Source organism: Streptomyces sp. NH27 (assembly GCF_056859195.1).
Map to the genome: position 1 here is coordinate 1 of NZ_JACEGK010000181.1, position 13,592 is coordinate 13,592.

The window sequence follows — 13,592 nt, forward strand, 5'->3', positions numbered from 1 at the left end:
CACCACGCCTCCCACCAGCCCGCCGACCGGCGACCTGCCCAAGCACGCGGTGACCGGCTACTGGCAGGACTTCTCCAACGGCGCGACCGTGCAGACCATCGCGCAGGTGCAGGACCAGTACGACATCATCGCCGTGGCCTTCGCCACCGCCACCACCACGCCCGGCGCGGTCACCTTCTCCCTGGACCCGTCGCTCAACTACAGCGAGGCGCAGTTCAAGGCGGACATCGCGGCCAAGCAGGCGGCGGGCAAGAAGGTGGTCATCTCCGTCGGCGGCCAGGACGGCACCATCTCGGTGCGCGACTCCACCTCGGCGACGAACTTCGCCAACAGCGTCTACACCCTGATGCAGACGTACGGCTTCAACGGCGTGGACATCGACCTGGAGAACGGGATCGACCCGACCTACATGTCGCAGGCGCTGCACAGCCTCAGCTCGAAGGCGGGCTCGGGGCTGATCATCACGATGGCGCCACAGACCATCGACATGCTGTCGCCGTCCAGTGACTACCTGGCCACCGCGCTGAACATCAAGGACATCCTCACCGTCGTCAACACCCAGTACTACAACAGCGGTTCGATGAACGGCTGCGACGGCGGGGTCTACAGCGAGGGCACCGTGGACTTCATCACCACGCTGGCCTGCACCGCGATCCAGGCCGGCCTCGACCCGTCCCAGGTCGGCATCGGCACCCCCGCGTCCACCAGCGCGGCCGGCTCCGGCTACGTCTCCCCGTCGGTGGTCGACAACGCGCTCGACTGCCTTGCCAGCGGCACCAACTGCGGCACCTTCCACCCGTCGGCCAAGTGGCCCACCATCCGTGGCGCCATGACCTGGTCCACGAACTGGGATGCCTCCAACGGGAATTCCTGGTCCAACACGGTGGGCGCCCACGTGCACGCGATGTCGTAAGCACAACAGCACCGACCGGCACGGCCAACACGTTCAGCACGTTCAACACGTTCAGCACGTTCAGCACGTTCAGCACGAAGGGAGCGTCCCCAACCGGGGGCGCTCCCTTCGCCGTTGGAAAGCGGCGGTTCAGCCCAGTACGGCCAGCGCGTCGATCTCGATCAACAGGCCCGCGGGCAGGCCGACGTAGACCGTCGTGCGGGCCGCGGGCGGCTCTTCGAGATCGGCGAAGTAGGCGTTGTAGAGGTCGTTCAGCTCGGCGAAGTGCGCGGTGTCGGTGAGGTAGACGCGGACCATGACCACGTCCTCCCAGCTCGCGCCGCCGGCGGTCAGCACGGAGTGGACGTTCGCGAGGGTCTGGAGCGTCTGCTCGCGCAGGGTCGGCCCGGCCGGGGTCGGGGCCTGGCCTTCGACGGCGGGCAGGAAACCGACCTGGCCGGCGACCTGGAGGATATTGCCCTTGCGGACGCCGTGCGAGAACTTCGCCGGCGGCGCGGTGTGCGTGGGCGGGGTGATCGCCGTCTTGGGCAGGCGCGGAAGGCGGTCGGTGCCGGTCTCGGGCTGGTCGCTCATGCTTCGGTGTCCTCGTTGTTCGGTTCGTCGTGGTGAGAGTCGTGCGGGTCGTGCAAGTCGTGCGGATCATGAGACCCGTGCGACGGGCCGTCGGGGTCGGCCGGGCGGAAGGAAGTCGCGGGTCCGGCCGGCTCCTCGGGTCCGCCGGAAGCGGCAGCGCGCCGGCCGGGTTCGGCACGATCCTCCCGCTGATCCTGCGTACCGCGCTCGCTCCCGTTCCTGCCGCACAGCTCTTCGCCCACCGCGTGCGCGGTACGCAGGATCAGCGGGCGAAGCCGCAGCAGTTCGTCGGCGCCGACCACCACGTTGGGCGCGGACAGCGACATCGCGGCGCAGACCCGGCCGTCCGGGCCGTGGATCGGCGCGCCGACGCAGTTGATGGACTCCTCGTGGCCGCCGAGGTCGCTCGCCCAGCCCTGCTCGCGCACCCGGGCCAGTTCGGCGAGGAACGCGGCCGCGTCCGGTGTCGAACGGGCGGTGTAGCGGGGGTAGTCCAGCCGTTCGGCGACCGCCCGCCGCTCGGGCTCCGGCAGGTCGGCGAGGAGCAGCTTGGCGACGGCGGCCACCGTGATGGCGACCGGCCGGCCGACCCGGGAGTACATCCGCACCGGGTAGCGGCTCTCCATCTTGTCGATGTAGACCACCTCGCCCTGCTCGTACACCGCCAAGTGCACGGTGTGGCCGGTGCGTTCGTTGAGCGCGGCCAGGTGCCGGTGGGCGATCTCGCGGATGTCCAGCGCCTCGACGGCCTGCTGGGCGAGGGCGAACAGCCGGGCGCCGAGCCGGTAGCGCTGGTCCTGCTGGCGGTAGACCAGGCCGTGCTCGTGCAGGGTGCGCAGCAGCCGCAGCGCGGTCGACTTGTGCACGTCGAGCCGCGCGGCGACCTGTTCGAGCCCGGCCGGCCCCTCCGCGAGCAGCGGCAGGATGCTCAGCGCCCGGTCCACGGTCTGGCTCATCCCGGCACCTCTCCGCCCGACTCCCGCGTCCATCCCGGGCCCAGCCGCAGTCTGCCCCATGCCGCGTCGTCCAGCGCGGCCAACGCGTCGGTACGGGCCCGGTCCGGCGGCACCGCCAGGTCGTCGGGCACGGTCAGGGCGGCGGCGGCCAGCAGGTGACCGTGGCGCATCCGGTCCCGCAGCGGCAGCCCGCGCAGCGTCGCGGACAGGAACCCGGCGGCGAAGGCGTCGCCCGCGCCGACGTGCGCGACCACGTCCACGGCGGGCGCGGGCACCTGCAGCCGGATGCCGCCCCCGCCCGGACCGCCCGCGCCGCCCAAGCCGCCCGCGTCACCCAGATCGCCCAAGTCGCCCAGTCCACCCGGAAGTTCCGCCCCTGCGGAGGTGAACACCGTCGCCCCGGCCGCGCCCTGCTTGACCACGAGCACCGCCGGCTCCGGCAGCGCGGCCCGTACCGCGTCGGCGTCCGGCAGGCCCCACGCCGCCTGTGCCTCGTCCTCCCCGACGAAGACCAGGTCGCAGCCGCGGGCCAGTTCGGCGAGCTGCCACGGGTCGGCGCCGTGCCACAGCGCGGGGCGGTGGTTGACGTCGAAGGAGACCAGCGGGCGGCCCGGTTCGCGGTGGGTGAGGCGGCCCATCAGGGCGCGGCAGGTCGCGGACAGCGCGGGGGTGATGCCGGTCAGGTGCAGTACCCGGCCGGCCCACACGTCGCTCCGGCGGACCAGCGCGGGCGACAGCGCGGAGGCGGCCGAGCCCTTGCGGTAGTAGACGACCTCGGCGCGGCCGGACGGCCCGGCCACGGTGGTGGCGCGCTCCTGCGCGGTGCGGAAGTAGACGCCGGTGGGCCGGTGCGGGTCGCGTTGCACCGCGCCGACGTCCACGCCGGCGGCAGCGATGGTGTCCACCAGGTGGTCGCCGAAGCCGTCCGCGCCGACCCGGCTCACCCAACTCGTGGTGTGCCCGGCGCGGGCGAGCGTGCAGGCCACGTTGGACTCGGCGCCGCCGATGGCACGGGCGAAAGAGGGGACGTCGGCGAGCGGTCCGGGCCGGGAGGGTACGAAGGTCACCATGGACTCGCCCAGGCAGACGACATCGACACGTTCGGCACTCGGCGTTGCGGTCACGCGGGTCTCCGCTCCTCGTCGGTACGGGCTCGGTACGGGTTCCGTACGGGCTCGGGCGGGCGGACGGGGCCGGAGCGGAGCCGGGGTACTGCCGGGCCGGCCGGTCCGGACGCCGTTGACCCCGCGCCGACCAGGATGTTAGACAGCTGGAAACAGAATACGCAACGGTCGTTGCACAGGATGCAACGACCGTACGACGCGGCCCCGGCACGACCGGGCCGCTTCCGGGAGGGTGGATGGACATCGACGAGCGGATCGCGGCACTGGACGGCGAGCGGGTAGACCATCGCTTCAAGGGGCTTCCGCCGGACGCCGAGGGGCTGACGGTGGGCGAGCTGGCCGCACAGCGCCGCAGCCTGTTCGACGGCGGTTTCGGCACGCCGCTGCTCGTGCTGTCCGAGGAGGCCCTGGAGCACAACCTGGCGGCGCTGGAGGAGTACACCGCCAAGTACGGCCTGGTCTTCGCGCCGCACGGCAAGACCTCCATGGCGCCGCAGCTCTTCGCCCGCCAACTCGCCCGCGGCGCCTGGGCGATCACCCTGGCCGTGCCGCACCAGGTGCGGGTGGCAAGGGCGTTCGGGGTGCCGAGGATCTTCCTCGCCAACGAGCTGGTGGACGCGGCCGCGCTGCGCTGGATCGGCGCGGAGCTGGACGCCGACCCGGACTTCGAACTCGTCGCCTACGTCGACTCGTTGCGCGGGGTCGAGCTGATGGACGCGGCGCTGCGCGCGGCCGGCGTACGACGGCAGCTGGACGTCGTGGTGGAACTCGGCGCCGGGCCGGGCGCGCGGACCGGCGTGCGCACCGACCGCGAGGCCGAGGCGGTCGCGGCGGCGGTCGCGGCGGCCGGCACGCTGCGGCTGGTGGGCGTGGCCGGGTACGAGGGCGAGGTGCCCGACGCCGATCCGGAGCGGGTACGGGCCTACCTGCGCCGGCTGGTGGCGCTCGCCGAGACGCTGGACCGGGCCGACCGGTTCGCGGACGCCACCGGGATCGTGGTGAGCGCGGGCGGCTCCGCGTGGTTCGACGCGGTCGCGGAAGTCTTCGCGGAGGTACCGGAGTTGTCCCGGCCGGTGCTGCGGCTGCTGCGCTCGGGGGCGTACGTCACCCATGACGACGACCACTACCGGCGGATCACCCCGTTCAACCGGGTGCCGGACGACGGCGACCTGCAACCCGCCTTCCGGCTGTGGGCACAGGTCGTCTCCCGGCCGGCACCGGACCAGGCGTTCCTCAACGCGGGCAAGCGGGACGCCCCTTACGACCTCGGGCTGCCGACGCCCCGCACGGTCCGCTCCGCCCGCGACGGCGCGGTGCGCCCGGCGCCGGACGGGCTGGAGGTGGTCAAACTCTCCGACCAGCACGCCTGGTTGCGCGTCCCGCCCGAGGACGGCCTGGAGGTCGGCGACTGGGTGGCGCTCGGCGTCTCCCACCCGTGCACCACGTTCGACAAGTGGGTGCTCATCCCGGTAGCCCGGGCGGACGGCACGGTCACGTCATACGTCCGCACGTATTTCTGACCCGCCGGTACGCCCGCCCCTGCCACCCGAACGGCCCGGCGGCAGGGGCGGGCCACCCGCCGGAATCGTTCAGGCAGCCGCACCCGTCTCGCCGCCCGCGGGCAGACGAACGGTGTGGTCACCGAAGTCGGCAACCAGGTCGAGTCGGCCGCCCAGCGCTTCGACGTAGCGGGCGACGACATCGAGCGTGGCGGCTTCGCCGTGTTCGATCTGGGAGACGCGGGCGATGCTGACACCCATCGCAGCCGCGATGTCACGCTGGGCGAGGCCGTGCTGTGTGCGCGTCTCGGCCAGTTGCCGACCGCGCGCCTGTGCCAGCAACAAGCGTGCGCCGGAACGTACTTCGGCCGGGCCGACGCCTGCCGCATGGAGCTCGTCCGCCAGAACCGACCAGTCCTGCGGGGCCTCCTTGGCCATCTCTACTCCTCCGGTTCGCCGGTGTACCCACGGCAAGGCGTGCCTGCTGGCACACGCTGGTCCGGACCTGTTTGCACGGTAGGGGAAGATAGCTGCTCATGGAGCTGGTGGTACGCGGAGCGCGGGTCGTGGACGGGTCGGGTGGCGACTCGTACCGTGCCGACGTCGGGGTGGACGGCGGGCGGATCACGGAGATCCGGCGGGAGCGGGACGGCGGGGCGCGGCTCGGCGGGCGGCTCGTGGTGGACGCGGACGGGCTGGCGCTGGCCCCGGGCTTCATCGACATGCACGCGCACAGCGACCTCGCCGTGCTGGAGGACCCCGCGCACGAGGCGAAGGCGGCCCAGGGCGTCACCTTGGAGGTACTGGGGCAGGACGGCCTGTCCTACGCCCCCGTCGACGACGTCACCCTCAAGGAGTTGCGCACCCAGATCGCCGGGTGGAACGGCCCGGGCGCCGACGCGGAGTTCACCTGGCGCGGCGTCGGCGACTACCTGGACCGGCTGGACCAGGGCATCGCGGTGAACGCCGCCTACCTGGTACCCCAGGGCACCGTACGCGCGATGGTGATGGGCTGGGCGGACCGGCCGCCGTCGGAGCGCGAGCTGGACCGGATGAAGGAGGAGGTCGCGCGCGGCCTCGCCGAAGGCGCCGTGGGGATGTCGTCGGGGCTCACCTACACCCCGGGGATGTACGCCTCGGACTGTGAACTGACCGAGCTGTGCCGGGTGGTGGCGGCCTACGACGGCTACTACTGCCCGCACCACCGGTCGTACGGCGCCGGCGCGCTGACCGCGTACGAGGAGATGATCACGCTCGCCCGGGAGTCGGGGTGCGCCCTGCACCTGGCCCACGCCACGATGAACTTCGACGAGAACACCGGCCGCGCCCCCGAACTGCTGGCCCTGCTCGACCGCGCCCTGGACACGGGCGTCGACGTCACCCTGGACACGTATCCGTACACCCCGGGCTGCACCACCCTGGTCGCGCTGCTGCCGAGCTGGGCCGCGGAGGGCGGCCCGGACGCCACCCTCGCACGGCTGCGGGACGACACCGCGGCCGAGGCCATCCGCCGTGCCCTGGAGGACGAGGGCTCCGACGGCTGCCACGGGGTGCCCGTCGACTGGTCCACCATCGAGATCTCGGGCGTCACCGACCCCGCCCTGTCCCCCCGCATCGGCACCCGGGTGGCCGGCTGGCCCACCGCCCGCCACCTCCTGCTCGCCGACCGCCTGGGCACCACGATCCTGCAACACGTCGGCGACGAGTCCAACGTCCGTACGATCATGCGCCACCGCGCGCACACCGCGGGCTCCGACGGCATCCTGCGCGGCGCCAAACCGCACCCCCGCGCCTACGGCACCTTCCCCGCGTATCTCGGCCGCTACGTACGGGAGTTGGGCGTGCTGACGCTGGAGGAGTGCGTGGCACACCTGAGCGGGCGGCCCGCGGCCCGGCTGCGACTGCCCGACCGCGGCCTGGTCCGCACCGGCTACCGCGCCGACCTGGTGCTCTTCGACCCGGACACGGTCGCGTCCGGCGCCACCTTCGACCGCCCGCGCACCCTGCCGACGGGGATTCCGTACGTGCTGGTGGACGGGCGGTTCGTGATGACCGACGGGCGGCGTACGGGGGTACTCGCCGGGCGCTCGGTCCGCAGGTCGCCGGCGCGCGGCGGCCACCACGCGTGAAGCGGGAGCGGAACCGCGGGTGTCGGGCGTCGGACACCGGGCGTCAGGCGTCAGGCGTCAGGCACGGTGCACCGGGCGTCAGGCATCCGGCATCCGGCATCCGGCATCGACGGAGCCGCTCAGCCGGAAGCAGCGGGCGGGTCGGCCGGCTGCCGTTGCAGCGCGGCCCGCAGCAGGCCGGCCGCCCGGTCGGGGTCGTTGGTGATGCCGGCGTCGAGCTGGTCGGCGGCCAGCCGCTCGTTCGGGGTCAGCGTCGGGGTGTAGAAGACGACCACGCCCCGGTATCCCTGACTCCGGGCCGCCCGGATCAGCTCGAAGCCCCGGCCGGGGGTGCCGAACGCGGCGACGTGGCACAGCACGGCCTGCGGTCCGCGGGCCAGCACGTCGGGCCACAGCACTTCGTAGAAGGCCAAGTCGTGGTCAAGACCGCCGCGGCGCAGCGCGAACCCGACCGCCCCCGCGGTGGTCGAGGTGAAGCCCACCATCACGACGACCGGCGGGCGGGCGGCCCGCCCCTCCATATCCGCGCGCGACGACGACATCCGCTGGGCGTACCCGGCCGGCAGCGGGTACTCCACGGGGAAGGTCTCGGTGTCCTGCGGGTCGAGCACGGGGCTGACCGGATTGACCGGCCAGGCCAGCCTGGCCGGCCTGGCCGGCCTGGCCGCGGACTGCTGCGTCGCGGTGCGCGGCGACGGCGGCGGGCTCGCCGACCGCTCCCCACCCGGCCGGTCGCCGCTCACCCGTTCCCCGCTGGACCGTTCGCTCGGCGCGCCCTGTCCAGGCTGCACACCCGCACCGGGCTGCCCGCCCGGCCGCGGCAGTGTCGTCGGCCCGCCGCTGTCCGGCAGCCCCACCATCTCCGGCGCGGGCGGCAGCGATGTCGGCGCGGGCGACTGCGGCACGGGCGATGGCAGCGCGGGCGGCGCCGGCTCCGGCTCCGGCTCCGGCGGGCGGTCCATCCCCTCCCGCAGCCGCTGGAGCACCAGTTCCGCGCCGTCCAGCGTCCGCAGCGCGTGCAGCAGCGACACGAACGTCTGGTCGATGGCCAACACGGGGAACTGGTCCGGCAGTTCGCCCTCCAGCCTGCGCAGGGCGCCCTCGCGGTCGTGCTGGTCCTCGCCCTGCGGCAGCGCCATGGAGTACCGGGCCAGGAAGCCGTCGACCCGCGCCGAGTCGCGGGACGACCAGTGCGAACCGGCCCGCAGCAGCGCCCGGACCACGCAGTACTCGAAGAACGTGTCCACCACCTCGGGCTGCGAGCCGGGCTCGTTCTGCGCGGTCATCAGCCGGTAGAAGTCGATGTAGAGATACCGGAGCAGCACCGTGATGATGACCGCCTCGGTGCTCAGGTCGAACCAGCTCGGGTTGAGGTTCGCCTCCAGCAGCAAGCTGTTGACCAGGCTCTTCACCCGGCGGGGGTTGCGGGCGGCCCGATTGCCCAGCAGCTCCACCAGCTGCTGGTCGAGGAGGTCGGCGATGCCGGCCCGCCCGGCGCAGCTCCACACGTACTGCTGGATGTCGTGGTTGCCGGGAGCGGGGATGCGGTAGCTGGTCTGGAAGATCTTCTCCATGAAGGCCACGCCGGCCGGCGTGAGGCTGCGCAGCATGCCTTCCTCGCTCATCGCCTCGCGGTCGCAGCCGATCACGAAGGCGAGGCCGGGCACGTCCAGGTAGACCTTGAGCGCCTCGCACAGCGCGAGCACCGTCTCCTGGGAGCAGCGGTCGAGGTCGTCGATGAAGATCACCAGCAGCCGGCCGGGGGCTCCCGGGTGCGGCGCGGCCGTCCAGTCCGCCACCATCTTCCGCAGCGCGTCCCGCATGTGGTTGCGCGCGGTGGCGTCCACCGACAGCGCGCGCCACAGCGCGTCCACCATGCCCGCCACGCCCAGCGGCCCCGCGGCCACCAGCGTGAGCGCGCGGGCCACCCTGGCCAGGCCGCTGCCGCTCTGTAACCGGCGCAGCGCGCGGCGCAGGATGTTCGGGTCGAACTGCGCCAGCACGGACTTGATCAGCCCTTCGAGCGCATCGGCCCCGGTCGAGCTCCAGGCGTTGTACCAGACGGTGTGCACGCCGCCGGTGTCCTGCAACTTGGCGTCGACCAGCCGCATCAGGCTGCTCTTGCCCATCCCCCAGCCGCCCTCCACCGCGAGGGTGAAGGGCGTGGAGCGCCGGGAGGCCAGCAGCAGCGCGGACAGTTGCTCCGCCACCCACCGGGCGCCCAGTTCGTCGTCGGCGGCGCCGGCCACCGGCTCGTCGTTGAGCAGCACCAGCCCGCTGCGGGCGCCTTCCCCCATCCGTACCGTGCCGGGCACGGCGGGCCAGGGGCGGTTGCCGTGCGGCGGTTGGATCGCCATCCCCCGAGTGTCCCAGCCGGGCCCGCCCGTGGTGCGGTCCCGGCGAAATCCGTCCGGTGTCCACGTGGTGAAAAACACCGCGCGGCTCGGGTTGCGCCGCCGTAAGGTGACCGGCATGCAGGTGATTCAGTCCACGAAGCTCGCAAACGTCTGTTACGAGATCCGGGGTCCGGTTCTTGAGGAGGCGATGCGGCTGGAGGCGGCCGGCCACCGCGTCCTGAAGCTGAACACCGGCAACCCGGCGCCCTTCGGGTTCGACTGCCCGCCGGAGATCCTCGAGGACATGCTGCGCACCCTCGGTGACGCGCATGGCTACGGGGACGCGAAGGGGCTGCTCTCGGCGCGCCGCGCGGTGATGCAGCACTACCAGACCAAGGGCATCCCGCTGGACGTCGACGACATCTACCTCGGCAACGGCGTGTCCGAACTGATCCAGATGTCGATGCAGGCGATGCTCGACGACGGTGACGAGGTGCTGGTCCCCGCCCCCGACTACCCGCTGTGGACCGCCTCGGTCTCGCTGGCCGGCGGCACCGCGGTGCACTACCGCTGCGACGAGCAGTCCGACTGGATGCCGGACCTCGCCGACATCGAACGCAAGGTCACCGACCGCACCAAGGCGATCGTGGTGATCAACCCGAACAACCCCACCGGCGCCGTCTACGACGACGAGCTGCTGCGCGGCATCACCGACATCGCCCGCCGGCACCGCCTGGTGGTCTGCTCCGACGAGATCTACGACAAGATCCTCTACGACGACGCCACCCACACCCCCACCGCCGCGCTCGCCCCCGACCTGCTCACGCTCACCTTCAACGGCCTGTCGAAGGCGTACCGCGTGGCCGGTTTCCGCAGCGGCTGGATGGCGGTGTGCGGCCCGAAGAAGCACGCCGGCAGCTACATCGAGGGCCTGACCATCCTCGCGAACATGCGGCTGTGCGCGAACATGCCGGCGCAGCACGCCATCGCGACCGCGCTCGGCGGCCACCAGTCGATCAACTCCCTGGTCCTGCCCGGCGGCCGGCTGCGGGCGCAGCGCGACGCCACGTACGAAGCGCTGATGGAGATCCCCGGCATCAGCTGCGTCAAGCCGAAGGGGGCGCTGTACGCCTTCCCGCGGCTCGACCCGCAGGTGTACAAGATCAAGGACGACCGGCAGATGGTGCTGGACCTGCTGCGCGCGGAGAAGATCATGATCGTGCACGGCACCGGGTTCAACTGGCCCGAGCCGGACCACTTCCGCATCGTCACGCTGCCGCGCGCGGAGGACCTGCGCGACGCGGTGTGCCGGATCGGCCGCTTCCTCGACGGTTACGGCCAGCCGTAAGAACTCCAGCCGTAAGGGCTGTTTCGCAGGGGCGCGGGGGTCTTCCCCGCGCCCCTGATCGCTTACCCCAGCCGCTCGACCAGGGCGCGGTACTCCGCCCACAGCTCGGGCGGGGTGTGGTCCCCGAAGGTCTCCAGGTGGGCCGGGATGAGCGCCGCCTCCTCGCGCCAGATCTCCGGGTCGACCGTGAGCAGAAGTTCCAGGTCGGCCGCGGACAGGCCCAGCCCGTCCGTGTCGAGGGCGCCCTCGGCCGGCAGCACACCGATGGGGGTGCGCACCCCCTCCGCCTGGCCGTTGAGCCGCTCCACGATCCACTTCAGCACGCGGCTGTTCTCACCGAACCCGGGCCACACGAAGTGCCCGTCGGCGTCCTTGCGGAACCAGTTGACGTAGTAGATCCGGGGCAGCTTCGCGGGGTCGTGCTCCTTGCCGAGCTCGACCCAGTGGCCGAAGTAGTCGCCCATGTTGTAGCCGCAGAACGGCAGCATCGCGAACGGGTCGCGGCGCAGTTCGCCGACCTTGCCCTCGGCGGCGGCGGTCTTCTCGCTGGCGACGTTCGCGCCGAGGAAGACGCCGTGCTGCCAGTCGAAAGACTCGGTGACCAGCGGCACCGCGGAGGCGCGACGGCCGCCGAAGAGGATCGCCGAGATCGGCACGCCCTTGGGGTCCTCCCACTCGGGCGCGATGATCGGGCACTGGGCGGCCGGCACGGTGAAGCGGGCGTTGGGGTGGGCGGCCGGGGTACCGCTGTCCGGCGTCCAGTCGTTGCCCTTCCAGTCGGTGAGGTGGGCCGGCGGCTGCTCGGTCATGCCCTCCCACCACACGTCGCCGTCGTCGGTGAGGGCGACGTTGGTGAAGATCGAGTTGCCGTACATGGTCTTCATCGCGTTGGCGTTGGTGTGCTCGCCGGTGCCGGGGGCGACGCCGAAGAAGCCGGCCTCGGGGTTGATCGCGTAGAGCCGGCCGTCCGCGCCGAACCGCATCCAGGCGATGTCGTCGCCGATGGTCTCCACGCTCCAGCCGGAGACGGTGGGCTCCAGCATGGCGAGGTTGGTCTTGCCGCAGGCCGACGGGAAGGCCGCCGCGACGTACTTGGCCGCTCCGCGCGGGGGCGTCAGCTTCAGGATCAGCATGTGCTCGGCGAGCCAGCCCTCGTCGCGGGCCATCACCGAGGCGATCCGCAGCGCGTAGCACTTCTTGCCGAGCAGCGCGTTGCCGCCGTAGCCGGAGCCGTACGACCAGATCTCGCGGTCCTCGGGGAAGTGCGAGATGTACTTGGTCGCGTTGCACGGCCACGGCACGTCGGCCCGGCCGTCGACCAGCGGGGCGCCGACGGAGTGCACGGCCTTGACGAAGGCGCCGTCGGTGCCGAGTTCGTCCAGCACCGGGCGGCCCATCCGGGTCATGGTGCGCATGGACACCGCGACGTAGGCGGAGTCGGTGATCTCCACGCCCATCGCGGACAGTTCCGAGCCGAGCGGGCCCATGCAGAACGGCACCACGTACATGGTCCGGCCGCGCATGGCGCCGCGGAACAGGCCGCCCTCGCTGCCGTCGCCGCCCTCGTCGGCGGACGCGCCGTCACCCTTCCGGCCGGTGAAGATCTCCCGCATCTCGGCGGGCGCCTTCCAGTGGTTGGTCGGGCCCGCGTCGGCCTCGCGTCGCGAGCAGATGAAGGTCCGGTCCTCGACCCGCGCCACGTCGGTCGGGTCTGAGGCCGCGTAGTACGAGTTGGGGCGCAGGGTCGGGTCGAGCCTGGTGAAGGTGCCCTTGGCGACGAGTTCCCCGGCGAGGCGGTGGTACTCCTCCTCGGAGCCGTCGCACCACACGACCTCGTCGGGCTGGGTGAGTTCGGCGATCTCGCCGACCCAGTTGATCAGTTCCTGATGGTTGGTGGGAGCCGCATTGCCGCGCGCCACGATCGCTCCGTCCCGCCGGGTCCGCACAGACCGGCGTGCTGTGAGGGTGTTGTCTCGGCCCCTTGGGGGCTGCGGCCCGGACGCGTTCGTGGAGTGCTCATCCGGTGCCGACCGCACTCATATGAGTGTGGTCCCGACCAAATGATTCTGTCCAGACCACCCAGCGTGAGCATCACCACACGGAAGGCGGTAACATTACTTATGGGTAACTTACGGTCGCGTAGGTAAGATCCGCGCTATGACCGCCGTGGACGAGACCGACGACGCAGCCCCCGCCGCTGCTCCGGTCGACCTGCCAAAACCCGCAAAACCCAAGCTCAGGGGATGGCTGCACGCGGGAATGTTCCCCGCCGTGCTGATCTCCGGCGTGGTCCTGACGGCCTTCGCACAGAGCACCCGTGGGCGGATCGCCTGCGCCGTCTTCACCGTCACCGCCTGCGCCCTGTTCGGCGTCAGCGCGCTCTACCACCGCGGAAACTGGGGCCCGCGCGGCGCCGGAATTTTGCGACGACTTGACCACGCCAACATCTTCCTGATCATCGCGGGCACCTACACCCCGCTGACGATCCTGCTGCTCCCCGGGGCCACCTCCGAGCTGCTGCTGTGGCTGATCTGGGCCGGCGCGCTGGCCGGCATCGCCTTCCGGGTCTTCTGGGTCGGCGCCCCCCGCTGGCTCTACACGCCCTGCTACATCGCGCTCGGCTGGGTCGCGGTCTTCTTCCTGCCGGACTTCATGCGCACCGGCGGCGTCGCCGTGATGGTCTGCGTGCTCGTCGGCGGCGTCCTCTACAGCAC

General features: G+C 72.0%; 10 protein-coding genes and 1 pseudogene. 5 read left to right on the plus strand and 6 right to left on the minus strand.

Translation table 11 applies throughout. The features are described 5' to 3' along the window. Positions 1 to 913 (plus strand): glycosyl hydrolase family 18 protein (locus AC13HU_RS16765; RefSeq protein WP_483042674.1); only part of this gene is annotated, 913 nt, incomplete at its 5' end. 129 nt (positions 914 to 1,042) lie between these two features. Here AC13HU_RS16765 and AC13HU_RS16770 read toward each other — a convergent pair. The 3 genes and pseudogenes from AC13HU_RS16770 to AC13HU_RS16780 form a co-directional block, all read right to left on the minus strand. Then, entirely contained in the window at positions 1,043 to 1,486 is a 444-nt protein-coding gene (locus AC13HU_RS16770; RefSeq protein WP_483042675.1) for a RidA family protein, read from the minus strand. A gap of 221 nt (positions 1,487 to 1,707) precedes the next feature. Continuing rightward, positions 1,708 to 2,442: pseudogene (locus tag AC13HU_RS16775) on the minus strand (IclR family transcriptional regulator); the annotation flags it as partial. Further along, positions 2,439 to 3,512 (minus strand): sugar kinase, encoded by a 1,074-nt coding sequence (locus AC13HU_RS16780; protein WP_483042683.1) that lies wholly within the window; start codon positions 3,510 to 3,512, stop codon positions 2,439 to 2,441. The pseudogene AC13HU_RS16775 and the gene AC13HU_RS16780, both read right to left, overlap by 4 nt. 290 nt (positions 3,513 to 3,802) lie before the next feature. Between AC13HU_RS16780 and AC13HU_RS16785 the strand changes: the two genes are divergently transcribed. After that, positions 3,803 to 5,086, plus strand: coding sequence for an alanine racemase (locus tag AC13HU_RS16785; RefSeq protein ID WP_483042676.1), 1,284 nt, complete (start codon positions 3,803 to 3,805; stop codon positions 5,084 to 5,086). Positions 5,087 to 5,155: 69 nt separating this feature from the next. On the opposite strand, the gene AC13HU_RS16790 is transcribed toward AC13HU_RS16785, so the two are convergent. Continuing rightward, positions 5,156 to 5,503 carry a helix-turn-helix domain-containing protein gene (locus AC13HU_RS16790; RefSeq protein WP_483042677.1) on the minus strand — a complete coding sequence of 116 codons (348 nt, stop codon included), beginning with the start codon at positions 5,501 to 5,503 and terminating at the stop codon, positions 5,156 to 5,158. Between the two features lie 98 nt (positions 5,504 to 5,601). Between AC13HU_RS16790 and AC13HU_RS16795 the strand changes: the two genes are divergently transcribed. After that, positions 5,602 to 7,194 (plus strand): N-acyl-D-amino-acid deacylase family protein, encoded by a 1,593-nt coding sequence (locus tag AC13HU_RS16795; protein ID WP_483042678.1) that lies wholly within the window; start codon positions 5,602 to 5,604, stop codon positions 7,192 to 7,194. Positions 7,195 to 7,313: 119 nt separating this feature from the next. On the opposite strand, the gene AC13HU_RS16800 is transcribed toward AC13HU_RS16795, so the two are convergent. Next, positions 7,314 to 9,551, minus strand: coding sequence for a KAP family P-loop NTPase fold protein (locus AC13HU_RS16800; protein WP_483042679.1), 2,238 nt, complete (start codon positions 9,549 to 9,551; stop codon positions 7,314 to 7,316). A 115-nt stretch (positions 9,552 to 9,666) separates the two neighbouring features. Between AC13HU_RS16800 and AC13HU_RS16805 the strand changes: the two genes are divergently transcribed. Then, on the plus strand, positions 9,667 to 10,878 hold the full coding sequence (locus AC13HU_RS16805; RefSeq protein WP_483042680.1) for a pyridoxal phosphate-dependent aminotransferase: 1,212 nt from the start codon (positions 9,667 to 9,669) through the stop codon (positions 10,876 to 10,878). 62 nt (positions 10,879 to 10,940) lie between these two features. On the opposite strand, the gene AC13HU_RS16810 is transcribed toward AC13HU_RS16805, so the two are convergent. Beyond that, positions 10,941 to 12,797 (minus strand): phosphoenolpyruvate carboxykinase (GTP), encoded by a 1,857-nt coding sequence (locus tag AC13HU_RS16810; protein ID WP_483042681.1) that lies wholly within the window; start codon positions 12,795 to 12,797, stop codon positions 10,941 to 10,943. A 238-nt stretch (positions 12,798 to 13,035) separates the two neighbouring features. Here AC13HU_RS16810 and trhA point away from each other — a divergent pair. Further along, a partial coding sequence (trhA, locus tag AC13HU_RS16815; RefSeq protein WP_483042682.1) for a PAQR family membrane homeostasis protein TrhA occupies positions 13,036 to 13,592 on the plus strand: 557 nt, incomplete at its 3' end.